The organism is Paenibacillus sp. 1781tsa1, assembly GCF_024159265.1.
Taxonomy (GTDB): domain Bacteria; phylum Bacillota; class Bacilli; order Paenibacillales; family Paenibacillaceae; genus Paenibacillus.
In genome coordinates this window covers 2234000-2260860 of the sequence record NZ_JAMYWY010000001.1, presented here as the reverse complement: position 1 = coordinate 2260860, position 26861 = coordinate 2234000, and the positions used below count along the sequence as shown (strand labels likewise).

27 protein-coding genes and 1 other RNA gene are annotated in these 26861 nt (G+C 46.2%); 13 read left to right on the top strand and 15 right to left on the bottom strand.

Annotation, left to right across the window (positions count from 1 at the left end):
* Positions 1-20: 20 nt before the first annotated feature.
* Entirely contained in the window at positions 21-701 is a 681-nt protein-coding gene (locus NKT06_RS10205; RefSeq protein ID WP_036609646.1) for a zinc metallopeptidase, read from the top strand.
* A gap of 43 nt (positions 702-744) precedes the next feature.
* On the opposite strand, the gene gltC is transcribed toward NKT06_RS10205, so the two are convergent.
* Positions 745-1656 (bottom strand): glutamate biosynthesis transcriptional regulator GltC, encoded by a 912-nt coding sequence (gene gltC / locus NKT06_RS10200; RefSeq protein WP_062833647.1) that lies wholly within the window; start codon positions 1654-1656, stop codon positions 745-747.
* Between the two features lie 69 nt (positions 1657-1725).
* On the bottom strand, positions 1726-2352 hold the full coding sequence (locus NKT06_RS10195) for a rhomboid family intramembrane serine protease (protein ID WP_253433339.1): 627 nt from the start codon (positions 2350-2352) through the stop codon (positions 1726-1728).
* Positions 2353-2500: 148 nt separating this feature from the next.
* On the opposite strand from NKT06_RS10195, the gene tpx reads away from it, so the two are divergent.
* A complete protein-coding gene (gene tpx, locus NKT06_RS10190) occupies positions 2501-3019 on the top strand; it encodes a thiol peroxidase (protein ID WP_253433335.1) in 519 nt (172 codons plus the stop codon).
* Positions 3020-3091: 72 nt separating this feature from the next.
* Here tpx and NKT06_RS10185 read toward each other — a convergent pair whose 3' ends face one another.
* The 4 genes from NKT06_RS10185 to cshA form a co-directional block, all read right to left on the bottom strand.
* Positions 3092-3484: a DUF1499 domain-containing protein gene (locus tag NKT06_RS10185; protein WP_017689382.1), complete on the bottom strand. Its 393-nt coding sequence runs from the start codon at positions 3482-3484 to the stop codon at positions 3092-3094.
* Positions 3485-3666: 182 nt separating this feature from the next.
* A non-coding RNA gene (ssrS, locus tag NKT06_RS10180) (6S RNA) lies at positions 3667-3858 on the bottom strand.
* 51 nt (positions 3859-3909) lie between these two features.
* A complete protein-coding gene (locus NKT06_RS10175) occupies positions 3910-4722 on the bottom strand; it encodes a YesL family protein (RefSeq protein WP_017689383.1) in 813 nt (270 codons plus the stop codon).
* A 207-nt stretch (positions 4723-4929) separates the two neighbouring features.
* Entirely contained in the window at positions 4930-6525 is a 1596-nt protein-coding gene (gene cshA / locus NKT06_RS10170; RefSeq protein WP_253433332.1) for a degradosome RNA helicase CshA, read from the bottom strand.
* Between the two features lie 304 nt (positions 6526-6829).
* Between cshA and NKT06_RS10165 the strand changes: the two genes are divergently transcribed.
* The 4 genes from NKT06_RS10165 to NKT06_RS10150 all read left to right on the top strand — a co-directional run bounded on the left by NKT06_RS10165 (position 6830) and on the right by NKT06_RS10150 (position 10914).
* Entirely contained in the window at positions 6830-7651 is an 822-nt protein-coding gene (locus NKT06_RS10165) for a YitT family protein (RefSeq protein WP_091017520.1), read from the top strand.
* 173 nt (positions 7652-7824) lie between these two features.
* Complete coding sequence (locus NKT06_RS10160) at positions 7825-8013, top strand: hypothetical protein (protein ID WP_029880762.1); 189 nt, start codon at positions 7825-7827, stop codon at positions 8011-8013.
* A 161-nt stretch (positions 8014-8174) separates the two neighbouring features.
* The gene (locus NKT06_RS10155; RefSeq protein ID WP_253433328.1) at positions 8175-9356 is read left to right on the top strand and encodes a putative glycoside hydrolase; all 1182 of its coding nucleotides are present in this window, start codon (positions 8175-8177) and stop codon (positions 9354-9356) included.
* Positions 9357-9561: 205 nt separating this feature from the next.
* Positions 9562-10914 (top strand): MATE family efflux transporter, encoded by a 1353-nt coding sequence (locus NKT06_RS10150; RefSeq protein WP_253442471.1) that lies wholly within the window; start codon positions 9562-9564, stop codon positions 10912-10914.
* A gap of 83 nt (positions 10915-10997) precedes the next feature.
* On the opposite strand, the gene pfkA is transcribed toward NKT06_RS10150, so the two are convergent.
* Positions 10998-11969: a 6-phosphofructokinase gene (gene pfkA, locus NKT06_RS10145; RefSeq protein ID WP_253433325.1), complete on the bottom strand. Its 972-nt coding sequence runs from the start codon at positions 11967-11969 to the stop codon at positions 10998-11000.
* Positions 11970-12022: 53 nt separating this feature from the next.
* Positions 12023-13102: a tetraprenyl-beta-curcumene synthase family protein gene (locus tag NKT06_RS10140; protein WP_175623655.1), complete on the bottom strand. Its 1080-nt coding sequence runs from the start codon at positions 13100-13102 to the stop codon at positions 12023-12025.
* Positions 13103-13280: 178 nt separating this feature from the next.
* On the opposite strand from NKT06_RS10140, the gene NKT06_RS10135 reads away from it, so the two are divergent.
* Positions 13281-14621, top strand: coding sequence for a polysaccharide biosynthesis protein (locus NKT06_RS10135; RefSeq protein ID WP_253433322.1), 1341 nt, complete (start codon positions 13281-13283; stop codon positions 14619-14621).
* Between the two features lie 40 nt (positions 14622-14661).
* Positions 14662-15834, top strand: coding sequence for an MFS transporter (locus tag NKT06_RS10130; protein ID WP_253433319.1), 1173 nt, complete (start codon positions 14662-14664; stop codon positions 15832-15834).
* 153 nt (positions 15835-15987) lie between these two features.
* Here NKT06_RS10130 and NKT06_RS10125 read toward each other — a convergent pair whose 3' ends face one another.
* Positions 15988-16185, bottom strand: coding sequence for a cold shock domain-containing protein (locus tag NKT06_RS10125; protein ID WP_017689394.1), 198 nt, complete (start codon positions 16183-16185; stop codon positions 15988-15990).
* Between the two features lie 162 nt (positions 16186-16347).
* Here NKT06_RS10125 and NKT06_RS10120 point away from each other — a divergent pair, with 162 nt between their 5' ends.
* The 5 genes from NKT06_RS10120 to NKT06_RS10100 all read left to right on the top strand — a co-directional run bounded on the left by NKT06_RS10120 (position 16348) and on the right by NKT06_RS10100 (position 20438).
* On the top strand, positions 16348-16581 hold the full coding sequence (locus tag NKT06_RS10120) for a hypothetical protein (protein WP_017689395.1): 234 nt from the start codon (positions 16348-16350) through the stop codon (positions 16579-16581).
* Between the two features lie 3 nt (positions 16582-16584).
* Positions 16585-16770 carry a hypothetical protein gene (locus NKT06_RS10115; protein ID WP_047842378.1) on the top strand — a complete coding sequence of 62 codons (186 nt, stop codon included), beginning with the start codon at positions 16585-16587 and terminating at the stop codon, positions 16768-16770.
* A 213-nt stretch (positions 16771-16983) separates the two neighbouring features.
* Positions 16984-18774, top strand: coding sequence for an oligoendopeptidase F (gene pepF, locus NKT06_RS10110; protein ID WP_253433316.1), 1791 nt, complete (start codon positions 16984-16986; stop codon positions 18772-18774).
* A 130-nt stretch (positions 18775-18904) separates the two neighbouring features.
* On the top strand, positions 18905-19285 hold the full coding sequence (locus NKT06_RS10105; RefSeq protein ID WP_253433313.1) for a LapA family protein: 381 nt from the start codon (positions 18905-18907) through the stop codon (positions 19283-19285).
* A 112-nt stretch (positions 19286-19397) separates the two neighbouring features.
* On the top strand, positions 19398-20438 hold the full coding sequence (locus NKT06_RS10100) for a M42 family metallopeptidase (RefSeq protein ID WP_253433310.1): 1041 nt from the start codon (positions 19398-19400) through the stop codon (positions 20436-20438).
* Between the two features lie 120 nt (positions 20439-20558).
* Here the strand turns inward: NKT06_RS10100 and NKT06_RS10095 are convergent, their stop codons facing one another.
* The 6 genes from NKT06_RS10095 to NKT06_RS10070 all read right to left on the bottom strand — a co-directional run bounded on the left by NKT06_RS10095 (position 20559) and on the right by NKT06_RS10070 (position 26847).
* Complete coding sequence (locus NKT06_RS10095; protein WP_253433307.1) at positions 20559-21497, bottom strand: hypothetical protein; 939 nt, start codon at positions 21495-21497, stop codon at positions 20559-20561.
* Between the two features lie 161 nt (positions 21498-21658).
* Positions 21659-23590 carry an ABC-F family ATP-binding cassette domain-containing protein gene (locus NKT06_RS10090; protein WP_253433304.1) on the bottom strand — a complete coding sequence of 644 codons (1932 nt, stop codon included), beginning with the start codon at positions 23588-23590 and terminating at the stop codon, positions 21659-21661.
* A gap of 61 nt (positions 23591-23651) precedes the next feature.
* Positions 23652-24230, bottom strand: coding sequence for a TetR/AcrR family transcriptional regulator (locus tag NKT06_RS10085; protein WP_253433300.1), 579 nt, complete (start codon positions 24228-24230; stop codon positions 23652-23654).
* A gap of 12 nt (positions 24231-24242) precedes the next feature.
* A complete protein-coding gene (locus NKT06_RS10080) occupies positions 24243-25052 on the bottom strand; it encodes a DUF92 domain-containing protein (RefSeq protein WP_253433297.1) in 810 nt (269 codons plus the stop codon).
* A 227-nt stretch (positions 25053-25279) separates the two neighbouring features.
* Positions 25280-26053, bottom strand: coding sequence for an ABC transporter permease (locus NKT06_RS10075; protein WP_253433294.1), 774 nt, complete (start codon positions 26051-26053; stop codon positions 25280-25282).
* Positions 26054-26070: 17 nt separating this feature from the next.
* Positions 26071-26847, bottom strand: a complete 777-nt coding sequence (locus NKT06_RS10070) for an ABC transporter ATP-binding protein (protein WP_074094443.1) — start codon at positions 26845-26847, stop codon at positions 26071-26073.
* Positions 26848-26861: the final 14 nt, after the last annotated feature.

Here is a 26861-nt window from a genome sequence, read left to right as displayed (position 1 = left end):
TAGAAAGCGGAGGAATGAATATGAGTTTTAATAACGGTATGTTCGTATTGATCATTATCGCCTTTTTGCTCTCTTTATGGGCGCAATTTCGCGTTAAAGGTACATTTAGACGTTGGTCGGAGGTACCGAACCAGAACGGAATGACTGGTTACGATGCCGCTCGCCAGATGCTCGATGCTAACGGCCTGCATGATGTTCCAATTGAACCTGTACGTGGTACGCTCTCTGATCACTATGATCCGATCAATCGGGTTGTACGTTTATCAGAACCAGTATATTATGAAAACTCAATCTCAGCTGTTTCGGTAGCGTGTCACGAAGTTGGCCACGCCATTCAGCATAAAGAAAGTTATCCAATGCTGGCACTGCGTCACCGGATCTTCCCAATTGTGAACTTTGCATCCGGATTAGCTCCATTCCTGTTGATTGCAGGATTCATCTTCAATGCCATGAACCTTGTAGGTATCGGTATCATCTTCTTCTCCGTAACTGTAGCATTCCAACTCATCACTTTACCGGTTGAGTTCAATGCAAGTAATCGCGCCAGAGAGATTATGGTATCCGAAGGGTACATCCGTAACGAAGAAGAAAAAGGTGTTGCAAAGGTTCTGAATGCCGCAGCTTTGACTTACGTTGCTGCAGCGTTGATCTCACTGCTTGAGTTGATTCGTTATATCGGAATCTTCAACAGCCGCGATTAATCGGATACCTAATACAACAAAAACAAAAAACAATACCCCACCGTTAATCGGATGGGGTATTGTTTTGTTGTAAACCGAAATAATGAAGTAAAAACGAACGAAAGGACTGGGCAACCAGCGGCAGTTTGTCATCCGCACGGTGAATTAACCCGATGGTCCGTGTTACTTTTGGATGGGAGATGGCCACGTGTGCCGGTTGCAACGGATTCGTCTGGAATAACGCCATCTCAGGCAGCAGACTGACCCCCATGCCCGCAGCGACCAATCCACGGATGGTGTCGGTCTCTTCACCCTCAAAAGCGATTTTGGGTGTAAAACCAGCTTCCAGACAGGCATGCCACACAATAGGACGAAGCGAATAACCTTTGCTAAATAATACAAATTTATCATCCTTGAGCTGTTCAAGCGCAATGGTCTCTTCACCAGCCAACGGGTGATTGGGAGGAAGGATCGCATGTAATTCTTCCGTGAGTACAATATCGCCATCTACTTGATCATGCTTCTCTGGGAAAGGAGAAATGAATGCCAAGTCTACCTCTCCCGATAACACATCACGAATCAGTGTAGGGAACATCCCCTGCTTGAATCTGAATTTCACGTTGGGGTAGCGCTGACGAAAAGCAGCCACAACGGAAGGAATGAGATGAATCCCCAGGCTATGCGGAAATCCAATTCGAATCTCCCCATGCTCCGGGTCCAGAAACTCATGAACTTCCCCCACTGCTTTGTCCAAATCTTTTAATATGCCTTCAATTCGTTTGCAAAAAAGCTGTCCCACTGCAGTCAACTGCAGGTTTCGTCCCTTTTGCATAAAAAGGTCCACGCCCAGTTCTTCTTCCAGCTGATGAATCTGACGACTCACCGCCGACTGTGCCACATGCAACTCTTCAGCAGCCTGTGTTACATGTTCCTTCTGTGCCACTTTCAAAAAGTAATGCAACTGTCTTAATTCCACTCGCCTGATCGCTCCAATCTGTTATACCCTACTTATCCTTGATTGCATTCCATCTTGAGAACGTTCTGACTACCGCTTTAAGCTGCGGGGTTTCCACAGCCTGATCAACAGTCCGTAAATAAAGAATCCACCCAACAATCCTCCGAGGTGTGCCATCCAATTGATGCCCGACATGGCGAAGGAGAATATGATCCCGAACAAAAGCAAAGTGTACATCGTTTTGCGCGAAGCCTCGTCCATCATCGTTCGCTGGAACAACGCTACATACAGAAATGCACCATAGACGGCATAGATCGCTCCTGAAGCACCTACAGAGATGGTGATACTCCCAATCGAGTTGTACCATGCAACAGCAAGGATATTACCCAACACACCGCCACCCAGGTACAATACACCATACCTTACCGACCCGAGCAACCGTTCCATTGGTGGTGCAAATACAATTAACGCAAAGCTGTTAAACAATAAATGACTGAAGCCCGCATGCAGGAAGATGGATGTGATGTAACGCCACCACTCTTGTGCGAACAGTTCATGATTCGTAAGTGCCCCGAATTTCAGCAGCACCATATTGTTCGTTGAGCCACCGTTCACAGTTAACACAATAAACATCACAACATTGGCAATTAAAAAAATCGACGTCAAAGGGAAATACTTCAAATAACCTTTCCAGTTCTCATAGCGAATAAATATCATAAATTTCTTCTTTCACTCCACCCTGTTCAGATCGGACTTACATCTCTGATCCATCGTAATGGTACATGTCCGAATTGGACAATGCCTTTCATAAAAGATTATAATGGATTTTGGCACGGATCACCAATTTATAAGGAGGAACATTATTATGACACAAGAACGTACAGGCGCAGCCACATTCAAAGGCAACCCTATTACATTGATCGGACCCGAACTGAAAGTGGGCGATCAAGCACCTGATTTTACCCTGAGCAAAAACCTGGTTGAAGATGCTTCCCTGAAAGACTTCGCAGGCAAAATCAAATTAATCAGCGTTGTTCCTTCCCTGGATACTGGCGTATGTGATGCGCAAACTCGTCGTTTCAACGTTGAAGCTGGAGATCTCGGAGACAATGTTGTTGTCTTGACAGTAAGCGTTGACCTTCCGTTCGCTCAAGCCCGTTGGTGTGGAGCAGCTGGTGTTGACCGCGTAGTTACATTGTCAGACTACAAAACACGTTCTTTCGGTGAAGATTATGGCGTTCTGATCAAAGAATTCCAACTCGACATGCGCTCCATTTTTGTTTTGGATGCCGAAGACCGGATTACATATGTGGAGTATTTGCCTGAAATGACAGACTCCCCTAACTTCGAACAAGCCATTGCTGCTGTAAAAGCATTGCTGTAGAAGTTACCACACGTTCAGAACAAAAGCGAGGAAGGTTAACCTTCACTCGCTTTTTGTTATTTATCATCTATTTCAATCATTCGCTTTATACTTGCTAAGCTTCTTATCCAATACAGAGAATAAGTTCATAATTGTGCGATAATTCGAACCCAAGTCTCCAAGTGAACCACGTGAAGCTGAATACATATCCACCGCACTACGAACAGGACTTACCGAAATAATGGAAACTGTAATATCCATCGTCCGTCCAAAGGTAGTCCGCTTCTCCAGTATAACTTCTCCAACAGAAGGCACTTCATGCAGCACTTTATAACCCGGAATCTTTTTGAGTGTCGAAGAGACCTCTTCCCAGGCTCTGTCTTTGGATAAGTTATAATACCGTGTTTTTAATTTGGGATCCTTGGCTCGATCGCTGGTCCCCTCCATGCTGCGGATGATACCGACGAGCGTTCTCTTTAAGGTCAAGACCCTTCCTCCTTTGAATGTAACCGTTCCATTTATGTATCTAAGTGTAACATTGTTCAAGTAGCAACAAAAGGGTAAGCATCATATTTATCACAAAACCAATCAAAACCATTCATCACAACTTAAAAACACCCTGAAATTCCTTCAGAAGAGGAAAAGTCAGGGTGTTGTACATGAAAATTTAGGAACCCGCCTATGCCGTCCGGCTACATTGTCTTATGAACCTGCTTGGCAGGTGGGTGACCGCAAAAATGCCTTTTGAAGTCCCCATGTCGTATAGACAGGGCTTTTCAGCAACATTCTGTGTTGATCTCCCGAAGACATCATCATTGGTTCAAAACAACGAATAACCGAAACGTACATCGCAGGATGTACAATTATTATATCCCTAACTGTGTAAAAAGTAAATGGCGATCCATCATGTTTTATTTTTGCAATGTAATGTTTTTGTCGTCTGATGGCTCAGATGTCTCACCATTCTCTGCTGATTGTTCAGCCAGCGCAGCAGCTTCCTCTTCTTCCTTCTTCAGCTGCATCTTCTCCATCTGCTCCTGCATCTTGTTGAAGGTTGCGTAGAAGTTAAAGAACGCGAACCAGGCAATGATGCTGATAATGAAGAAGACGAACAAGACCGGATAACGGAAACCAATGTAGAACAGCAGTCCGCTTCCCAGCAATGTGGAAAATACACGGAATGGTCTGATCAGCGTTAACAGTACTGCATTTTTGATAATGAGTCCAATGGACATGTGATAATGTACAACCATCGAGAAAAAGTTAAAGAGTGATACAAATAACAAGAGAAGCAGCACAAGCATAATGATTCCCACGAGCTGCATGTTGCGGAACTGCGTCATGTACACGGTATAATCCAGATACATGATCGCGAACAACAATGTGTAAAAAATGCCCCCGATTAAACTTTGCTTGTAGTTTTCCTTGTAACCTACAAAGAACGTACGGAAGATCGGCACATCCGTATCCCCCATATTCCATTTACGAACAACCGTAAACAGCGCCGACGTCGCCGGGAACAGTGTAAGCGGTGCCACAATGGCTATAGCCCAGTTCATTTGCAATGATTCGTTGGCGAGGTTCTGCTGCATAACGAGCAGTTTCATAATCAAGAAAAACAAGAACGGAGACGAACAAATAGCCCACAACAGATTGGTTGCGGCCAGTCTCGTAATCCACTCTGTAAGCCGGTAGATCCCACCCATAGCTCCTTTAAATTCCAAACATTTCTCCTCCTCCGCAGCCTTGCGTATTACCTGAAGTCTAATATTAATATACCTTATTATAGATAGGAAAAGCCAGTACTTCCCGAAAAGAGATCAGCTCTGCCTTTGACCATTGCTTTTGATCATGAGCAAAAGAGAAAATAGCCAATTGAAAATAAAAAAATGGAGCAGTTGCCTGCTCCATTTCCTGTTCACACATTTATATTACTCGAAAGAGGAATCTTTCGCTGGACGACGTCCTTCGTTGGAGCTTGGACGAGGTTTGCGGTCACGGTTGTAACCACCTTCTCTGCTTCCGCCACCAGTGCTGCTGCCGCTGTTACGATCACGGTTGTAGCCACCACGTCCGCCGCCACTGCTGTTGCGATCACGGTTGTAGCCACCACCACTGCCGCCGCTACCACTGCTGCGGTTACCGCTATAGCCAGATGGTTTACGTCCGCCAGAGCGAACATCCGGTTTGCGACGCTTCGCACGGATTGGATCTTCAGGAGTCAGGTCAACTTGAGCATCTTTTTTGTCACCTGTCAGGAGCTTCAGAGCAGCCGACAACAGTTGAACAGAATCATATTGCTCAAGCATCTGAATCGCGATACCTTTGTATTCGTTCAATTCGCCCGATTGTACGATTTCCAGCAAGCGCTCTGCTGTCAAACGTTGTTTTCCTTCAACCGCTTCTGCCATTGTTGGCAGTGGTTTACGTGGAATACGGTGACGTGTCACACGCTCAATGAAGTGCAAGTGATCAATCTCACGCGGTGTAACGAAGGACCAAGCAGCACCCTCTTTACCCGCACGACCTGTACGACCGATACGGTGAACATAGCTCTCCGGATCTTGCGGAAGGTCAAAGTTCACAACGTGAGTTACGCCGGATACATCGAGACCACGCGCAGCTACGTCTGTTGCAACGAGTACATCAATGCTGCCGTCACGGAACTTACGCATTACTGTATCACGTTGATTCTGGGAAAGGTCACCATGGAGACCATCAGCAGAATATCCACGTTTTTGCAGAGCTTCAGCCAATTCATCAACACGACGTTTGGTACGTCCGAATACGATCGCCAGTTCAGGAGATTCCATATCCAGCAAACGGCTAAGTGCTTCGAATTTTTGACGCTCAGGAACTTCAATGTAAGCTTGGTCGATCAATGGTGCACTTACTTGTTTAGGAATTACAGATACATGTTCAGGGTTGTTCAAGAATTGTTGAGCCAATTTTTGAATGTTAGGAGGCATTGTTGCTGAGAACAGCATCGTTTGACGCTCGTCTGGTACTTGTTTCAGGATAGATTGAATATCCTCCATGAAACCCATGTCGAGCATTTCATCTGCTTCATCCAATACAACAGTTTGTACATCATCAAGTTTGATTGTTTTGCGGTTGATGTGGTCAAGGAGACGTCCAGGTGTACCAATGATAATTTGTGGTTTTCTTTTCAGTGCACGAATCTGACGAACGATATCTTGTCCGCCATAGATTGGCAGGGAGCGCAGACCTTTGAAGCGAGTGAGTTTTTCGATCTCTTCTGCAACTTGGATTGCAAGTTCACGTGTAGGTGCCATAATGAGGGCGCGGATTTTTTCGTCACTTTTGGTGATTTTGCTGATCAACGGAATACCGAATGCAGCAGTTTTACCTGTACCTGTTTGTGCTTGACCAATCAAATCTCTTCCTTCGAGTGCCAAAGGAATTGCTTTGGATTGAATCGGTGTTGCTTCTTCAAACCCGAGCTCAGTGATGGCTTGCAGCACCAGCGGTTCAAGATTGAAATCTGAGAAATTTAAATTTGTCAAAATTATTCATACTCCTTTTATATGGTGGACATGGTGGACAATCCACTTTGTTGTCTGTATTCTTAAGTAGCGTTAATATTTATAGGGTATCCCAACTGGGCAAATTATTTTCACGAACGATTATAATTCCATGAATGGGTCCCCAACATAAGACTAAAACTACATACATGTGTTTGAAACATTTCAAATTTTATCGTTCCATTTGGGAAAAGTTTCCTACTCAAGAATATCCACAAATCATTATATCACAAAACAATTCAAGATTACCAGCAATCTGGTTTTAAATATAAATGAGGTGATTAAATTGCCCAAAATAATTTGGCACTCTTTAGTGATCATTTTGGGTGCTGCAGCGATTGCTTGCGGCTTTAACTGGTTCTTGGTCCCCCATCAGCTTTTAAGCGGCGGGGTGTCCGGTATTTCAATGCTTCTGGGTTATTTTACAACGTTGAATCTTAGTATAATGTATTTTGTTCTTAACATTCCCTTGCTCATTGCAGGTTGGTTTATTCTTGGACGACGCTTCATTACATTAAGTATTCTTTCGGTAGCAGCCACTTCTTGGTTCATTGCGCTCCTGCCTGTTTTTGCTGTGGCTACAGACCCTTTACTTAGTTCTGTATTTGGCGGTGTGCTTATTGGAATGGGTACTGGCGTTTCCTTCCGAGTCGGCGGCTCCACAGGAGGACTCGACATTGTTGGGTCCATTTTCACGCGTAAACGAGACTTTCCGATTGGTACAGTGATGGCCGGCATGAACGGTTCGATTATTATGCTTGCAGGGTACCTGAGTGACAATTGGAATACAGCCTTGGCCTCCATGGTATCCATTTACATTACAGGCAAAGTGCTTGATCTGATCCATATCAGTCACGTCAAAGTAACCCTGTATATTATCACCAACGAAACCGAAGCCATGTTAAAAAAATTACTTGTTCGGCCTCGTGGAGTTACCAAAATTAAGACTCAGGGAGCATACACGGATATTGAAAAGGACATGCTCATGACCGTTACCACCCGCTACGAGTTGGTTGAAATTAAACGTATTATCAAGGATACCGATCCAAATGCTTTTGTTAACATAGTGGAAACGGTTGGTGTTATGGGCTCATTTCGCAGAAGTTAAGACACCTGTACGGTTAACAATTCACAACATTGTGGTATAATAACGGTGTACGGCTCCTAAATATGTTGTATAGCAGGTTCAACCCTTCGATTTCACAGGCCATATGCTTTCCCGAATGCACCGAATGACTTACCATTTTGGAATTCGAGTAGGAAAGGGTGATTAATGTGGATATGGAAACGGTAAAACTGTTTGAAATTGTCAACAGATGGTGCCCGGAAATGCTCCCTTTCTTGAAACCGAATGAACTCGACTCACTGATTGTCCTCCGGGATGGGCTGGGCATCCTGGAACAGGGAGACGCAATGGAAATCATTCAGTACAGTATTTGTGAGCATCAAAATGAGATTTACATTCAATAATTTTTTTCAGATTGATCACGCCGCTTTTTGCAGGGGATTTCCTCAGCAGGAAGCGGTTTTCATTTTTTCCATGTGTTTCATTACTTGCTTAATATGGTTAAAAGCCCGGAGGCTTTAATGTATAATTCATACATGGAATGCACATAAGGGAGTGGAAATGAATGAACATGTTTTGGGCCTTATTGGCGATGGCCTTTGGAAGCTTTGGTGGTGCCCCCGCAGTAGCGGATCAGGGAAATCCCCAGTTCCAATCGTTAACCAACAGTTTTAACACCGCAATTATCCAATCTCAAAAAGATCAGGTCGTTATTGATGCCGATAACCCACCTGCTAAAATTGATCCTCAACCTGATGCACCTGTGGTCAAAGGTATTTATGTCACGGCCTACAGCGCTGGCGGCGCACGTATGAAAGAATTGCTGGAACTGACAGACAGTACCGAACTGAATGCCATGGTCATTGATATCAAAGACGATCTTGGATACATAACTTATCCCACAGAAAACAAAGCGCTACAGAAAATGGGCAAATCCCAATCCTTTATTCGGGATATTGATGCCTTGATGAAACGGTTGCAAAAACATGACGTCTACCCGATCGCACGTGTCGTTGTATTCAAAGATACGATTCTTGCCAAGCAAAATCCAGAGCTTTCCTTCCGAAATAAGGATGGATCTGTATGGGCCAATGGCAAAGGCGACAGCTTCGTGAATCCGTACAGCAAGGAAGTATGGGACTATAATATCGAGATTGCGAAGGAAGCAGCCAAACTTGGATTCAAAGAGATTCAATTTGACTACGTTCGTTTCCCGGAAGGTTTCGAAACTCGAGCCGATGTACTGAAATATACCAAGTCCGACAAGTCACGGGTCGATGTTGTGGCTGAATTCGTGCAATATGCACGCAAGGAGTTGGCCCCGCTAGGTGTTCGTGTCTCGGTGGACATTTTCGGTTATGCCGCTTCTGTACCAGCGGCCGAAGGCATTGGACAGGATTTTGTTAAAATATCCGAAAATGTGGACGTAATCTCACCGATGGTATACCCTAGTCACTATTCAACGGGATGGTATGGGGTAAAGGACCCTGACAAAGATCCTTACACCACCATCAAAGGCTCGATGGAAGACACACACAAGAAACTGGACCCTACCAAAGAGCTCAAACCCGTCATTCGTCCGTGGATTCAGGACTTCACAGCAAGCTGGCTGGGAAGTGGGCATTATATCAAGTATGGCAAGAAACAAGTGGAAGACCAGATTAGAGCGATGAAAGACATGGATGTGCATGAATATCTGCTCTGGAATGCGTCCAATCGTTATACATCCGGTGTGCAATATAAGTAATCGGCACTTTTGCATATTTTTGTATTCATCCAACCTCGCTCCGCTTCAGGCGGAACGAGGTTTTTTCATGTTCATCTATTTCGATTATGCCTCTCCTCTGCTTCTGTCCCTATTCAAAACGGACAAAATCCACTACAATGAATAGCTGTCCAGATATGACACCCGGATGACATCATTTTAGAATAGCGAGGCACTGCCAGTGAACATGAACACAACAAGTTTTTCACAAAAAGTGAAGCAATTCCTGATTATATTTTTGCCCATCTTCACCACTCAAATCGCCCTCTCTGCCATGTCGTTCTTCGATACGAATATGTCAGGCAAGTTTTCCCCGGCCGACCTTGCAGGTGTTGCTATTGGCACAAGTCTGTGGATGCCAGTTCAAACTGGTCTAAGCGGGATTCTAATTGGTATTACACCCATCGTATCCCATCTGTTAGGTTCCAAACGTAATGATCAGATCGGATATAACGTCATACAGGCGTTGTATCTTGGCATTGCTGTCAGTCTCGTCGTGATCGGAGCCGGGGCCTTGTTACTTGGCCCTATACTGAACGGAATGCCTTTGGAACCCCACGTTGCCCAAGTCGCCTTCTATTTTTTGTGCGCACTCGCTTTTGGCATTATCCCGCTCTTCGGATATACCGTGCTGCGCAGCTTCATGGATGCACTAGGTCAGACGCGAACGACAATGTTCATTACGCTGGTCTCCCTGCCTGTTAATATCTTGCTAAATTATCTGCTGATATTCGGCCGCTGGGGCTTCCCACAATTGGGCGGCGTTGGTGCGGGAGTCGCTACAGCTTGTACGTACTGGCTCATCTTTCTCATTAGTCTCTTTTTTGTCCATCGGATGGAACCTTTCGCCCAATACGGCATTTTCCGTCAGTGGACCCGTGTATCCTTGGCCAAGTGGAAAGAGTTACTCAAAATCGGGATTCCGATTGGATTCGCGACTTTTTTTGAAACGTCCATCTTTGCTGCTGTGACTTTAATGATGAGCCGTTTTGACACCACAACGATCGCTGCCCATCAGGCGGCTCTGAACTTCGCTTCTACGCTCTACATGCTGCCTGTGAGCATATGTATGGCTCTTACGATCCTTGTAGGCTTTGAGGCAGGTGCAGGGCGTCTGAAAGATGCCAAACAGTACAGTCTGCTCGGCATTGGTGGAGCCATCGGACTCTCACTGCTGACAGCCATCGTGTTGATTGTGTTCGGCGAACAGATTGCAGGCGTGTATTCGAACGATCGAGAGGTTATTGCACTTACGCAGCATTTCCTCATTTACGCCATTTTCTTTCAGATCTCGGATGCCATTGCTACACCAACCCAGGGAGCATTGCGTGGCTACAAAGATGTTAATCCGGCACTAATCATTACGTTCGTAGCGTATTGGATCATTGGCTTGCCTGTTGGTTATCTAACGGCTACATATACTTCTCTCGGTGCCTTCGGATACTGGATCGGACTTATTGCCGGCCTTGCTGTAGGAGCAACAGCGCTTCTCTGGAGACTCTTTCGGGTACAAAAACAAGCCGCACTGCGCAAGGCTTAACATTGATATACGCACGCCGTAAAACAACAAAAAGAGCACAATCCTCGTTCATGCGGGATTGTGCTCTTTGCTTATGAATCGAATTATTGGGACAAACGTTGTGCAAGCTCGTAAGTCTCCATATCGAAATCTTTTTTCGTATTAACTACTTTATCAATATCCGTCAGGGTAAGTTCACCCTTGATAATGCCACAACCTTTGTCTGTCTCGCCTGCGATCAGACTACGAACAGCGAAGTCGCCCAGACGGCTCGCCAGGTTACGGTCGAAAGGTGTTGGCGTACCCCCACGCTGAATGTGACCCAGAACGGTTACACGCGGCTCATACGTCGGGCAACGTTCCATCAGTTCTTTCGCTACATCCTCACCCTTGCCCACGCCTTCTGCAACGATGATAATACTGTGACGTTTACCATGTGCAAAGTTAGCTTTCATCCGATCTGCCACTTCGTCCATGTCAAACGGAACTTCCGGCACAAGAATGGTTTCAGCACCCGAAGCAAGTCCGGCATGCAACGCGATATCCCCACAGTGACGACCCATAACTTCAACGATGGAAGAACGTTCGTGTGAAGACATCGTATCACGCAATTTGTTTACTGCGTCAACCACAATGCTTACAGCTGTATCAAATCCGATCGTATAGTCGGTGAATGAAATATCGTTATCAATTGTTCCTGGCAGACCCATTGTGTTAATGCCCAGTTTGCTCAGTTTGTTTGCTCCGTTGTAGGAACCATCCCCACCGATAACAACCAGACCGTCAATGCCACGCGCACGCAGAATGTCCGCACCTTTTTGCTGACCTTCAGCGGTATAGAACTCCTTGCAACGTGCCGATTGAAGAACCGTTCCCCCACGTTGGATGATATCCCCTACACTCCGCAAATCCATTGGGAAGATGTCATTATTCAAAAGACCTTGGTATCCACGTTGAACTCCATATACTTCGAGACCGTGAAACAGTCCGCTGCGAACAACCGCACGAACAGCCGCGTTCATCCCCTGTGAATCACCACCGCTCGTTAACACTGCGATTTTCTTTACTGCTGTCATGATGTTTCTTCCTCCTCTAGTTTCACTTCAGGCTCCGCAATATTACACCTGACTTACATATTTTTCCGTATCCAGCGACTGAAAATGAAGAAAAATATTCTCGTCATCGGACTATTCTTCATCAGACGTTTGGATACGACGCGAACTTCCTGCTGTTCGCTGACTTTGGGATCAGACAGGTAAATGGCAATCAGTCCTTCGATGATCATCCGGTGAAAGGAACTTCCCGGGATCTTCTGCACATCGCTGCGTGCCATCTCCACAATAAAAGCAATTCTGTCCAGCATGGTCTCTACATTCTCATAATAGTTGCAGAAATTGAGATCTCCCCCGATGCGGTCCTCATCCTGATCAATTAAATAATCGAGCATAATGTGCAATGCGCATACATGTGGGAAATAGGCCGTGTGGATCGAGGCCGCTTGCTCTTCAGTCAACTGATCGTCACTCGCAGCCAGAAACAGCATGAAAACGCCCAGTGTAGAGCCAGTCGCAGCAGCAAATTCGTTCCAACGAAACTGAGGTGTGCGATGACGATGCTCCGACCACCATTCGAGCAGTGCCGTTTCTCTCAGTTCCGGCTTGATATGCTTATATACCTGCAGGTCCGTGTATAGGCCTGCCAGATCCTGAATTTGGGGCTTGGCGGACGCATAGCCTGGTAACTGACGAGTCAGTTCCTGACATGTGGTCACCAGATTCCGCAGATATCCACCGTCATCCTGCTCCTCACGGAGGGCATAATAATTGACGGGAATTGCTTCGGGATCTACCGCATCAAGCATAGATTGATGGAGGAGACGAAAGTCATCCGGGTCCATCGATGTGCTGCGGTCACACAGATTGTCCAAATAATCACTAATAGTTTGATATGAAACGATCAGCGGAATCAGAATGTGTCTGTTGGGCAAATCAGCTAATGCGTAGACGGTTCCGCCTTCACAGTGAAACTGCTTATCCTTTAGACTGGCAAGTGCCTGCGTACGCAATTCCTCATTCGGAATTGCCTCAGCCTGAGCACGCCATCCATTCAATGCCTTCCGTGTTTCCGGAATGGTGTATTTGTACACCCCTCTCATCAATGCCAGCGGTCCACGCGGATATTGATGACGTTTTCGATTTGATTGGCTCAAAATAAATGTGCCTCCACTTGGTTGAATACGTATTAGAGCGATTTTAACCATTCCTATTATAATATGATCCCCTTAATTGTACAAATGATCTGCCGCATATTCAGCACAAAAAATCGCATCCGCGCTCAAAGCTTTGTGATATACTAGGCATATTTCATCCATCAAAGGAGTCGTTGACATGTCGTCAAGTGAATCACTTTCGTGGAGACGGTTATTTTCTTTTTTTGTGCCACTTGGCATTTCCGCCTCTCTCGTCACTATTTCTCACGTCATTATAAACAGCACATTAGCACGTTCCGCTCATCCCGAGACGGTGATTGCCAGCTATGCCATCGCCGGCAGCTTGTTAACCCTCACGGAACGCCCCTCCACCCTGCTGCGGCAAACCTGTTCCGCACTGGTTCGCGATCGCCTATCCTTTCAGGCCCTCACGTTTGTGACCAAAATATTTCTTGCCTGTGTGCTTCTCATTGGTTTTCTCATCGTATATTCTCCTGTTGGTACCGGGGTGTTCAAATATCTGTTTGGTGTAAGTCCGGATCTGCTGAACAAAGTCATCGACGTATATGAAATTCTCATGTATGTGAGTATCTTCTCAGTAATCCGCAACATCTATCAGGGGATTATCATTACGAATAACCGAACCAAGTGGTTAACCATCGGCATGATATTCCGTTTAGCCGGCATGTACGGCCTATCCCTGTATTTCATCTACACAGACAGCATTGACAGTGGACGTGTAGGCGCTATCATTTTTGCTGCGGGCATGATGATTGAAGCGCTGGTCAGCTTTTTGGAGGGAAACAGCATCAAGCGCAAGATGCCAGCCAAGCTTGAGGATCATCCCGTCGAGAGCAGGGGAGACGTATTTCGCTTTTATAAGCCCCTGCTGCTATCCAGCTTTGTAGCCCTGTTTATAGGACCCGTCATTAACATCGTACTTGGCAAAACGACCGGGATCGCACTGGCCATTTCATCCTTTGCCATAGCAAGCAGTCTGATGCAGTTGATGCTAAGCTTCTTTACATACATTCATCAGATCGTGCTGAATTTCTATCTTGTAGACGCCAAACTGGTACGAAAATTTGCACTTGTCACCGGATTTATTCCGTTTGCGATGATGGTGTCGATTGCCTATACCCCCTTGGGACCATGGGTACTCGAAAATGTCATGAGCGTTCAGGGCGAACTGTTGAAACAAAGTCTGTGGACACTGCGTGCGTTCGTCTTATTTCCGCTGATCTTCCCTTTTCTGGATTTCAGCAATGGCATCATTTTGCTTCGCGGTCAGACAAAAACGATGTTTCGTTCGCAAACGGCGAATGCAATCTGCACGGTAATCGTGCTGCTTATACTTGTTAGTATTTTCCCTGCGTGGAACGGCATGATTGGCGCTTTAGCCCAATCCCTTGGCCTGCTCGCCGAACTTATCATTGTCTGGCTTGTCATCCGGCGAACGCAGCAGGAACCTACAATGTCCGCACCGCCTACTGGTAAATCATCACCCCTAAAAGGGTAATAAAATTATTGAACTGTTATCAGGATTGGAGTCTCTCATCATGAAATTAAGTCACAACGCCCGCCCGGATCAGAACTGGCTGCGGGCTCTCATGTTCACCATTTTTGGTTCCACCGTTCTGGTGGTTTCCTACTTCCAGCTGTACTTCAGTCATTTGGGCTTCAGTCGGGCTGAGATTGGTTATCTCTACGGAATTGGCCCCCTCATCTCTGTGTTCTCCAATATGTTCTGGAGCATGGCCAGCGACCGCTACCAAACGGTACGCAAAGTGATGATCATTCTGCTTGGTGGTCAATTGATCACAGGTATCATGCTCGCCAATGCAACAACCTTCGGTCAGGTATTTGTACTCGTCACTCTGTTTTACTTTTTCTATTATCCGGTCTATCCACTCTCTGATACGATGGCGATCACAACGGCCAGCAAGTACGGTCGAAATTTCACTTCCATTCGAGTCTTCGGATCGATCGGATATGCCTTCTTTGCATTAAGTATCGGGTATTTCCTTGGATCTTTTGGTCCAGCCTGGACGATCTGGGTTTGCGTTGGTCTTGCTGCCACTACACTATTAATCAGTTTTCAATTGAAGGATCAACCTTCGGGAAGTAGTAGCAAAATGGATCTATCGGGGCTATGGGCTATTTTGAAACGCAGAGAGGTGCTCACCTTTTTTGGCTGTGTATTTTTGCTTGCCATGGGGCATCGAATGAACGAAGCTTTTCTGACCATCACGCTGAAAGAGCTGGGTGCCAGTGAGGGGCTGATCGGTTGGTCTTTGCTGATCTCTTCTGTGAGTGAGATTCCCATATTTCTGCTGCTGAGCAAGTATGGAAACCGTTATAAGGAACTGCCGCTCATTGCTTTTGCTGCACTGATGTATACAGTTCGTTTGCTTCTCATGTCCATATCCGATACACCGGCAGCTGTCGTTGCGATACAGACGATGCACAGTGTGACCTTCGGTATTTTCTACGTTACGGCAGTCCGCTATATCATTCGCCTGGTTCCGGACGGCTACAGGGCTACAGGTATGGCTTTGTTCACCATTGTCTGGTCCAGTGCTTCGGGACTGCTTAGTGGAACGTTGGGCGGACTGCTGCTGGAACATGCGGGCAGACAGACCTTCTATCTCACCGCTATGGCTTTCTCCCTGGCTGCACTGATCGGTTTCGGATTGAAGTTATGGTCCAGCATGACCAATCGTGTGTCTTGAACACCCAGGAAACCTGAACCATATTCATCCGTTACTTACACCGGAAATTTAGAATCAAAAAAAGCACAGCCTCCCTTAGGGGACTGTGCTTGGATTCTTAATATTCAGCTATAAATTTATCATATATAAGAAGTCCGTTGACCGGAAAAATTCTTACAGTTTGTTTACGTTAGCTGCTTGAGGACCACGGTTTCCATCAGTGATTTCGAATTCTACCGCTTGACCTTCTTCCAATGTTTTGAAGCCATCTCCTTGGATTGCGGAGAAATGTACGAATACGTCCTCGCCGCCTTCAACTGAAATAAAGCCATAGCCTTTTTCTGCGTTAAACCATTTAACTGTACCTTTCAAATGAAAAACCTCCTAAAAATATCGCCATCTATGGCGAATACCCTTATTATACTGTATGGGCTTCCATTTTGCAATTTATCTTTCCATAAATGTCGAAAAAATTTGCTTTGAATCGTAGGGTACGGTATCATTTTACCAAAACCGTTAGTTTGGAGACTACCTATGATAAAAAAACATGAAATATACAAAACAGACAAGTGGAATATGATGACCGTAGAAGTTCAAGGCAAATATCTCGTACTGCGAGAAATTTCGGAAGAGTGGGGCGAAGAATGCCATACTTTCCTAAGCCGTCCTGCATTAATGCACTGGGCTGAACGCCGTTTCCCAAAAGCAGATTTTGAGAACCGTGAGGATGAATGGCGTCAATTGATGGCTGCCTTCAAAGGGGTCTAACCCATGCAGCTTGACTCAAGCAATGTCGTCATCTTTATTATCCTTGCCTTCTCTCTTGGTATTGTGCTTATTCTGGGACGCAATTCCATCCCGGATCGACTGAGACGGGGAATGGCGCTTATTGCTACCCTGCTCATTTGTTTCGCCTTTTTCCTGATCGTTTATTTTCTGTATAACATGGGAACCTAATCACGGGGACCCAGATATTCAAATATTTCAACGTGCCTAAGGTCATACTATACGAGATTATTCGTATCGTAAGGAGGAAGGCCGTTGAAATACCAGAAATCTCTATCTGTTATCCTGGTACTTAGTCTGATTCCTTCGTCTCTCTCCGCACAGGCAAACGAGACGAAGGCAGCTTCGTCCATACATTCATCAGATCATCAAAGGAGGATTTCCATGAGTCAATTATTGAAACGTTCCGAGGTGCCGGCTGAGCATAGCTGGAAACTGGAAGATTTATTTGCCGATCAGAAAGCCTGGGATCAGGAATATGAAGAAGTATCGACTTTGACCAAGAAGGCCTCCGAATTCCAAGGCAAATTGAATCAACCTGATGTACTCAAATCTTGCTTCGAATTCGAAGATGAGATCAGCCTCAAAATAGAACGCCTCTTTGTATATGCACGTATGCATCAAGATGAAGACACAGCGAATCCTACATATCAAAACCTGTCCCAAAAAGCCCAGAAATTAGGCGTACGGGTTGGTGAAGCACTTTCTTTTGTAACACCGGAGATTCTTTCCCTGCCGGATGATCAGTTGGACGCATTTATTGCGAACGAAAAACTTTCTGCTTATACATTTACCCTGGAAGAGATGAAACGCGAAAAAGCCCACGTTCTTAGCCAAGCAGAAGAGGCTTTGCTTGCACAGGTAGGCAACCTTTCACAAGCACCACAGACCATTTTCAGCATGCTGAATAACGCCGATCTCAAGTTTCCAAGAATCAAGGATGAACATGGTAACGAAGTCGAGCTGACACACGGCAGCTACATTCAGTTCCTTGAGAATCCTAATCGTGAAGTTCGCGAACGTGCTTTCAAAGCGGTATACGAAACCTATGCCAAACAGAAGAACACAATTGCGGCTGCCTTGAATGCAAATGTAACCAAAAATATGTTCTATGCTAATGTTCGGAAGTACCCTTCCGTAATGGAAATGTCCTTATATGGAGATAACATCCCAACGGATGTGTATACAAATCTGGTAGACACGATTCACGAGAGCCTTCCGTTATTGCATCGTTATATGAACCTGCGCAAAAAGTTGCTGGGTGTGGATCAATTGCACATGTACGACCTGTTCGCTCCACTCGTAGACGAGTACAAAATGGATATTACCTATGAGGAAGCGAAACAAACCGTCAAAGACGGTCTGAAACCACTCGGCAAGGACTATGCAGATGCATTACAGACTGGATATGATAACCGCTGGATCGATATATATGAGAATGAAAATAAACGTTCCGGCGCATATGCCTGGGGCGCTTACGGCACTCACCCTTATGTCTTGTTGAATCACAAAGATAACCTGAACAGCATGTTCACACTCGCACATGAAATGGGTCACGCTCTGCATTCACATTACTCGGATACAACACTTCCGTATCGTGATGCCCAGTACACCATCTTCCTGGCTGAGGTTGCATCCACAACCAACGAAGCGTTACTGATGGATTATCTGCTTAACAAATCAACAGATCCAAAGGAAAAATTGTATCTGCTGACCTATTACGCCGACCAATTCCGTACAACGGTATTCCGTCAGACTATGTTTGCTGAATTTGAGAAAATCATTCACGAACGTGCGGAACAAGGTGACGCCTTAACACCACAATTGTTATCCGAGATCTACTATGATCTGAACGTTAAATATCACGGTAAAGACATGGTTGTTGACAAAGATATCGAGATGGAATGGGCTCGTATTCCCCATTTCTATAACAGCTTCTACGTTTACAAATATGCAACAGGCTTCTCCGCAGCGACCAGCTTCTCCAAGCAAATCCTGGAAGAGGGTCAGCCGGCTGTTGACCGTTATCTCGGTTTCCTGAAGAGCGGTGGCAGTGATTACTCCATTAACATTCTGAAAAAAGCAGGTGTGGATATGTCTACACCACAGCCAATTCGTGAAGCCATGAGTGTGTTCAAGGAATTGATTGAACAAATGGAGGAACTAACCAAGTAAGGTTGACATTCAATGTGACCTGCATCCCTTGCCCGGTGGGCAAGGGATTTTACAATCATTGAAAGATGCAATATACCCGAATATGGGTAATGCATACTAGTTCTCAATTGTTCAACAAGGAGGCAACACCATGAAAATGCAATGGGCACTCATAGCAGGTCTTGTTTTTGCACTGCTCACAGGAATCTTTGCGGTTATTAATGTAGATTCCGTACAAGTGAACCTGTTATTTAACACCGTTCAAATCCCGCTGATTTTGCTGATCCTCGGTTGCACCCTGATCGGTGGAATTATTGTAGGTTCATATGGCATCTATCGCCAATACCGACTGCAACGCGAGAATAAGCAATTGAAATTGCGTGTATCTGAATTGGAAAGTTCGGCAACAAGCAACGCTTCGCTCGATTCTTTTAAATCGATGGATTCGCTTAACTCAACTGAACCGGACGGCCTATTGGAGAATGATTCGATTCAGAGTCAGCGCAAAGGAAACCCTACGGGGACATTGTAACCAACAGAATCAGCCTGCTGGCGAGTCAGGAATGGTAGTATCACATTCACTCCCCCAGACAGGCTGTATTTTGTTTCACACCATACCCACGTTCCAAGGAGGAAATTACACAATGAGTTTTACAATTGATGAATCTTACGTTCTGTCTTTTCTGAAAAAATTGTTGGACACACCAAGTCCAAGTGGTTACACCCATCATATTATCGAGATGATTCGCAAGGAAGCAGAATCACTTGGCATCGCTTGTGAGCTGAATAACAAGGGTGGTGCAGTGCTTACATTGCCAGGGCAGGATTCGTCCAAGACGATTGCTTTGAGTGCCCATGTGGATACGCTAGGGGCCATGGTACGCTCCATTACACCTTACGGCACATTGAAACTGACTTCTGTCGGCGGATTTTCCATGCAAAGTATTGAGAATGAGTACTGCAGCATTCATACTCGGGACGGAAAGACATACACAGGCACCATTCTCTCCCTTCACCCGTCTGTACATGTTTATCCAGATGCACGTACCTTTGAACGGACCGAGAGCCATATGGAAGTTCGAATCGATGAAGTCGTCTCCTCCAAGGAAGACGTCTTGAAGCTCGGGATCGCTGTCGGAGACTTTATTTCCTTTGATGCTCGTGCAATTATTACCCCAAGCGGTTACATTAAATCACGTCATCTGGACGACAAAGCCAGCGTAGCTGCCTTGTTCGGCATCCTTGAGTCTGCACATCGCGAAAGCTGGAAACCAGTACATAATGTTTCTCTGCTTATCTCTAACTACGAAGAAGTCGGACATGGCGCATCGTATATCCCTGCGGAAATCAGTGAAATGATTGCAGTAGACATGGGAGCCATGGGCGATGACCTGAGCTGCAAAGAAACCGATGTATCCATATGCGCCAAGGATTCTTCCGGCCCGTATGACTACGATATGACCAATCGTCTCATTGAACTGGCCAAACAAGGTGGGCTGGATTACGTCGTGGATATCTATCCCCAATATGGCTCAGATGGCAGTGCAGCATTACGCGGAGGAAACAATATCCGAGCTGCACTGATCGGTCCGGGCGTTCACGCATCTCATTCCATGGAGCGTACACATAAGGATGCTGTCCTGAATACGGCACGATTGCTCGCTGCCTACATTACAACGAAGTAAAATAGAATCATCCATCTACGAAAAATTCGTGGATAACATCCATATGTTCGTCTAAGCAGAAGGACACTTCCAAGCACAGTAATTCGGTGCGCCCGGAAGTGTCCTTTGCCTTCTTATCTCTTAATCTGCCTGTTCCACATAGGCATGATATTTATTCTCCAAAATCTCTAATTCTGCCTTATGGTCACGCATTTCATTGCTTAACACATGCATGGTCTGTCGAACCGCACTCAGTCCATCTTTTACCTGGCGTTCGGCTTTGCGAATTTTGTCCTGAACCATCCAGTCCACAAAGAGATTATCGAAGAAATAGTCTGCGAAAGAAAGCAGACCTCCCAGATGCAGATCCGCGTGTACTGCCATCTCCACATCCTCCAATTCCTTTTGAAAACGTCGTAGACGCTTTCCTGCATCCATAATGGCGACCTGAGCGTCATCCATACGTCCCCGCTTGATATGGGTAGATATTACCCCACCACCCATCATGTCATATATGCCCCAATTACCTGCCGAAGCCAAAGCCTTCTCGGCACGTTCAAGGGCATAGACCAGGTATTCCCCTTCCCGGAAAGCTTCATCCAGTTCCTGCAGCTCACTCGCCAGATGTTCCCGATTTTCAGCCATGTGTTGCAATTCAGCATCCTGGTCCAGCAGACGACCTTCCTTCTTTCCCCATAGAGCGTTGTAATCGCTTTGCCAGTACTGATACTGCCGCCCGCCCTCCAACTCCTGCTCCACATGGATTCGTTGCTCCTGCACGTCTTGTAACATGCGACAAGCGGTATCGTACGCAGCCTTGCTTTCCATCAGTTCGAGTTCTTCCTTCTCCAGCCGCTCCGTCTTCTTGCCAATCAGTTGATAGAAAAATGCTGCCAACGTCATACTGTTCAGTCGATCAACATCTTTCTGCTCCTTCTGGAGATGCTCCTGACGACGTTTTACCTTTGCTTCCCATTCGGTTTCTTCCGTTTGAAGCTTTTCCAAACGCTTGGTCCATTTCTCGTAAATTCTGCCCTTTTCCTTGAGTACCGCCAACTGTTCATTGATTTCTTTATACATAAGAATGGTGTTCTCTCCCTTCTATGGAATTCTTTACTTATACAACGTAATGAATATAATGAACGTTTCACTTTCATGCGAAATTCACAGACAAAAAATCGCCCTCTCCTCCAAAGGGACATCAAGTCACTCTAGAAGAAAGGGCGATGTTTAACTATAAATCAAGACTTGCTCTGTTCAATCTGCTCTGCAAGTTCATTCAGAATGGTCCAGCGTTCCATCAATTCGTCCAGATGACGCTCAGCTTCAACCTGCTCCGCCATCAACTCCTGCAGACGGGCAGAATCACTAAATGACTCTTCCATCTCTTTGTTAATTCGGACAAGATTGGCTTCAGCCTTCTCAATATTTTCATCAATCTGATCGTATTCACGTTGCTCCTTGAAGCTGAATTTCAACTTCGGTTTAGCCGCAGACACAGCTGGAGCCGTTTTCTCCGATGACTGCTTCACCTTTGTTGCTCCTGTGTCACTCTCTTGCGTAGCTCCAGGTGCATTTTTCAGCATCCATTCCGCATATTCACTGTAGTCGCCGACGTGTACACGTACAGCACCGTTGCCCTCAAAAGACAGCACTTTATCCACAGTACGATCAAGGAAATAGCGATCATGGGATACCACAAACACAACACCCGGAAAATCGTCCAGATAGTCTTCCAGTACAGCGAGTGTCTGAATGTCCAGGTCATTCGTCGGCTCATCCAGCAGCAATACATTCGGCGCAGCCATCAGAACACGCAGCAGATACAAGCGACGTTTCTCTCCACCAGACAGCCGGGAGATTGGCGTCCACTGGGATGCCGGGGTAAACAGGAACCGCTCCAGCATCTGGGATGCCGTAATCAGAGAGCCATCGGCTGTTTTCACATTCTCGGCCACTTCCTTGATGTACTCAATGACACGAAGAGATTCATCCATCTCCTGATGCTCCTGGGTGAAATAGCCCAGATTGACCGTCGGACCGACGTCAACCACACCTGCATCGGGTTCCAATTTGCCGGATATCATCTGTAGCAGCGTGGACTTACCACTACCATTCGGTCCGACAATCCCTACCCGATCTCCAGGTACGGCAATATAACTCAGATCTTCAATCAGTGTGCGACCACCGACGGATTTAGAAAGATGCTCAATCTCCAGAATTTTTTTACCCAGACGCGTGGAGCCAACCGATACTTCCAATGAACCGGAGCGCTGGATTCCCTGTTGATCTTTGAGTTGTTCGAAGCGATCTATTCTCGCTTTTTGTTTCGTTGTCCGTGCCTTGGCACCACGACGAATCCATGCAAGCTCCGTCCGAAGCAAGTTTTTACGCTTCTGTTCGGAAGAAGCTTCCCGCTCTTCACGCTCTGCCTTCAGTTCCAGAAAACGTGTATAGTTGGCTTCATAACGGAACAAACGACCATGATCCAATTCCAGCATGACATTCGCCACTCGATCTAGGAAATACCGATCATGCGTAATCATAAGCAGTGCGCCGCGGCGCTTCTGCAAGTACTGCTCGAGCCATACGACCGAATCATTATCAATGTGGTTCGTCGGCTCATCCAGAATGAGCAGTTCGCACGGGTGAATAAGAGCAGCAGCGAGTGCTACCCTTTTGCGTTGTCCGCCAGACAACGTGCCCATCAGTGCATCGAATTGGCGAATACCCAGTTTGGACAAGATACTCTTCGCTTCACTCTCCATCTGCCAGAGCTGAAGCTGCTCCATTTGCTGATTCAGACGTAACAATCGCTCTTGCAATGCCGGATCGGAGGAATTCAGTTCCAATAATTCCATCGTTTCCGTATAGTCACGCACGGTTTTCATTTCCATGCTGTCACCTTCGAATACTTGTTGCAGTACCGTATTATCCGGATTGAAGTCCGGATTCTGCGCCAGGAACTGAATGCGCACATCATTACCAATCGATATCTGGCCCGCATCAGCAGGTTCCATTCCGGAAATCACACGCAAAAACGTGGATTTCCCGGTGCCATTTACCCCAACGACACCAATCTTGTCCTGATCAGCCATGCCAAATGAAGCATCCTTGAACAATATTTTTTCGCCATAACTTTTTGTAATTTGCTCTACCGTCATTATGTTCATTGCGTGTACCCACTTCTCTGTAAAATAGTATTCAATATTCCCCGTATCCCCACATAAGCACTTACGTTTTCAAAAAGGACCGACAGCCGTCCAGAAACAACGCTGCGGAGAAAGCAATTCGCTTGTTCAGATCCTCTTCGTTGAACTCTGGATTAAGCATGATATCCATCTTCAGACGATCCAGAATCCCAATATACGATTTGGCCAACAAGACCGGCTCAGGTACACTTGCACTCTCCAGCACCTCACACACCATGCTCATATATTGATTCATGAAAGCTTTCATGAATTGCATCAGGTCCGGATCATTATTGGGTGCCATAAAAAAGAGCTTGGTATGATTGCGGCGCTCATAATAATACGTAAGGTGGGTCTTGGCTATTGCTCCAAGTTTATCACCGGTGTTCTCATGCGAGTTCAAAGCATATTCAAGGCGACTGATAAAGCTGTTACAGTCCCGCTTGGATACTGCGATAAATAATTGTTCCTTGCTTTTGAAATATAAATAAATGGTGCCTTTTGCGATGCCAGCCTCGTCTGCAATATCAGACATTTTGGTCTCATAAAAACCTTTCGAGCCAAAAATACCATAAGCCGCATCCAAAATAGCCTCCGATTTGTCTCCATGTACCGTGCTCAAATGTACTCCCCCTTACAACGCCAAAATGTTACCTAAACCTATCGCCACGCATCCTCCGATTACCGAACTAAGTACGTTCACCAGGTCGTTGCTCATCCATGCCCAGCCACGAGCCCGAACCGTTGGATGCCCGCAATGTTCATGTACCTCAACTTCACGGCCACACACAGTGCAACGATACATCATCTGCACCGTTGCGCCCAGATAGGAATCGGCAAAAGCACCTGCCAACCCGCCTACAAGACCGACAAAAGTCCAACTAAACAGACCAAACCCTTCGATCCCGGCGATCCACGAAAACAAGAAGGCTCCCGCACCAATCAGAGCCCCGCCTACGGCTGCAGCCACGGTGCCGAGAAATGAGACACCTCCTGAAGCACCTGGCGTAAGTACCTTCCATGTGAGAACAGAGCGCGGCGGCTTGCGACTGAGACTCCCGAGTTCAGTTGCCCATGTGTCCGATGTCACGGTAGCCATTACACCAATGAAAGCATATATCCAAGCCGGATGTGGAAATATCCAGAATCCCAGACATAGGAACATGCCCATTCCACCATTAGCCATTACTTGCCCGGCATCCCGATTTCCTGACTTGGCATAGGATTTCTCCAGCTCCTGCTTCCGATCTTTACGATACCTGGAGAGCAACGTTGAAGTAATGAAGAACAACAATAACGTGCCAAACCAGAACAGGTTACCCGCTCCGTAATATATCGTTCCCATCATGATTGCTGCCAGGCAGCCAGACAGGGTTAGCGACTTTTTCGCATAGGCAGCACCTGCCACCATAGAAGCGCATACGGCGCCAATAATCCAATCCATAATGTCTCCTGCATGCAGCATATGTACAGCCCGCATGACGTTAATTGTATTTTTGAAATTCAATTATACCACGGTTTGATGCCAATGCCGAAACTCCTGAGGCCAGCACACAAAAAACCTGTTCTGGCCTCATGTAGAAGTGCCAAAACAGGTTATTGATCACACGTTACAACAACATAAATCCCTTTGCAAGTAACGTCTGTAATTCGGTGTTCCTATGTTTTCATTCAGACCCGCTTCGCTCCGCCAATCACCCCATATCGGTAGAGTACCCTGCGACCAAACCAGTTGAACAATCGATCCGTCAGGAATCCCATAAAACCCAGGGAAATCAGCCCGACAAAGATCCAGTCCGTCCGGAAAAAGAGTCTTGAATTCCAGATCAGGTAACCCACTCCCTCATTTGCGGCAATCATCTCCGCACCAATTATGGCCATATAAGAGGTTCCCATTGCCAGGCGCACACCTGTGAAAATAAACGGGGTTGTCGCCGGAACAATCACATGCAGCAGAATCTGGCGTTCATTGGCTCCCATACTGCGGGCCGACCGGATTTTGTCTTCTTCAACGGAGAGTACACCTGTTAAGGTATTGAGCACAACAATGAAGAAAGTTGCGTACATGATGAGCGCAATCTTGGATTGCTCTCCAATACCGAACCACACCAGGAATAAGGTAATAAAGGCGATCGGCGGGATAAAACGTATAAAGTTAAGGAATGGCTCGGCGAACAGCCGGATGATATGCACCTTGCCAATAATCAGCCCTACCGGAATAGCAATGATGCTTCCAAGTACCCAGCCCGCCAGTACACGAGTGAAGCTGATTCCGATATACTGCATCAGAGTACCGTCAGCAATCAGTTCACGTGCTCCCAGGATCGTATCCCAGGGACCAGGGATTACGTCAGGCCCATAGATGAGGGCACCAAGCTGCCAGATCAGGATGACCGTTACCCATAGGAGAGGGATGGACACCGATTTTTTCTCCAACCATTTCATCTCACATATCACCTCAGTTATTCTTCAAAGTGGCCTTGAATTCGGTCATACAGGGTGTTGAACTCAGATGAGGCAATGTTCCTCGGGTAAGGTAACGTGTTGTGGTAAATATCCGTTATATTCGAAGATGGACCTACGGACATTATGCCGATGCGCTCACCAAGCAATAGGGCTTCCTGAATATCGTGGGTGACAAAGATAACGGTCTTATGGGTTTCTTTCCAAATATTCACCAGTTCCTTCTGCATGGTTCGCCTCGTCATCGCGTCCAGTGCACCGAATGGCTCATCCATCAGCAAGATCGCCGAGTCATTCGCAAGCACCCGAGCCAACTGAACTCGCTGCTTCATGCCACCCGAGAGCTCTTTCGGAAATTTCCCCTCATGAGCACTCAGTCCCACAAGCTGGATGTATCGATCAGAGATCTCACGTCGTTGTGTCTTAGGCACCTTGGACATTCGGAGTCCGAATTCAACATTCTCTCTCACGGTTAACCATGGGAAGAGAGAAGAATCCGCCTGCTGGAATACCATCGCCCGATCCCTGCCTGGTCTGTCGATCTCCTTGTTGTCTACCTTGAGCTGTCCGCCCGACTTGGAGATAAAACCTGCGATCATATTCAGCAGCGTTGACTTCCCGCATCCGCTGGGACCAAGCAGGACAAAAAATTCTCCTCCCTTGATAACCAGATCGACATCCTTGATGATATAATGCACGTCCCCATTGGTCGGGGCATGATACGTTTTACGAAGCTGTTCGATATGAATGGTATGCTGAGTTGCAGGTAAGGACATCATGAACACCTCCC

Bases quoted from the DNA above. Each gene is read 5' to 3' on its own strand.
- NKT06_RS10205 (WP_036609646.1), top strand. From the start codon at position 21: ATGAGTTTTAATAACGGTATGTTCGTATTGATCATTATCGCCTTTTTG.
- NKT06_RS10195 (WP_253433339.1), bottom strand. From the start codon at position 2,352: ATGATATTTATTCGCTATGAGAACTGGAAAGGTTATTTGAAGTATTTC.
- tpx (WP_253433335.1), top strand. From the start codon at position 2,501: ATGACACAAGAACGTACAGGCGCAGCCACATTCAAAGGCAACCCTATT.
- NKT06_RS10160 (WP_029880762.1), top strand. From the start codon at position 7,825: ATGGAAACGGTAAAACTGTTTGAAATTGTCAACAGATGGTGCCCGGAA.
- NKT06_RS10155 (WP_253433328.1), top strand. From the start codon at position 8,175: ATGAACATGTTTTGGGCCTTATTGGCGATGGCCTTTGGAAGCTTTGGT.
- NKT06_RS10150 (WP_253442471.1), top strand. From the start codon at position 9,562: ATGAACACAACAAGTTTTTCACAAAAAGTGAAGCAATTCCTGATTATA.
- pfkA (WP_253433325.1), bottom strand. From the start codon at position 11,969: ATGACAGCAGTAAAGAAAATCGCAGTGTTAACGAGCGGTGGTGATTCA.
- NKT06_RS10135 (WP_253433322.1), top strand. From the start codon at position 13,281: ATGTCGTCAAGTGAATCACTTTCGTGGAGACGGTTATTTTCTTTTTTT.
- NKT06_RS10130 (WP_253433319.1), top strand. From the start codon at position 14,662: ATGAAATTAAGTCACAACGCCCGCCCGGATCAGAACTGGCTGCGGGCT.
- NKT06_RS10120 (WP_017689395.1), top strand. From the start codon at position 16,348: ATGATAAAAAAACATGAAATATACAAAACAGACAAGTGGAATATGATG.
- NKT06_RS10115 (WP_047842378.1), top strand. From the start codon at position 16,585: ATGCAGCTTGACTCAAGCAATGTCGTCATCTTTATTATCCTTGCCTTC.
- pepF (WP_253433316.1), top strand. From the start codon at position 16,984: ATGAGTCAATTATTGAAACGTTCCGAGGTGCCGGCTGAGCATAGCTGG.
- NKT06_RS10105 (WP_253433313.1), top strand. From the start codon at position 18,905: ATGAAAATGCAATGGGCACTCATAGCAGGTCTTGTTTTTGCACTGCTC.
- NKT06_RS10100 (WP_253433310.1), top strand. From the start codon at position 19,398: ATGAGTTTTACAATTGATGAATCTTACGTTCTGTCTTTTCTGAAAAAA.
- NKT06_RS10095 (WP_253433307.1), bottom strand. From the start codon at position 21,497: ATGTATAAAGAAATCAATGAACAGTTGGCGGTACTCAAGGAAAAGGGC.
- NKT06_RS10090 (WP_253433304.1), bottom strand. From the start codon at position 23,590: ATGAACATAATGACGGTAGAGCAAATTACAAAAAGTTATGGCGAAAAA.
- NKT06_RS10080 (WP_253433297.1), bottom strand. From the start codon at position 25,052: ATGGATTGGATTATTGGCGCCGTATGCGCTTCTATGGTGGCAGGTGCT.
- NKT06_RS10075 (WP_253433294.1), bottom strand. From the start codon at position 26,053: ATGAAATGGTTGGAGAAAAAATCGGTGTCCATCCCTCTCCTATGGGTA.
- NKT06_RS10070 (WP_074094443.1), bottom strand. From the start codon at position 26,847: ATGTCCTTACCTGCAACTCAGCATACCATTCATATCGAACAGCTTCGT.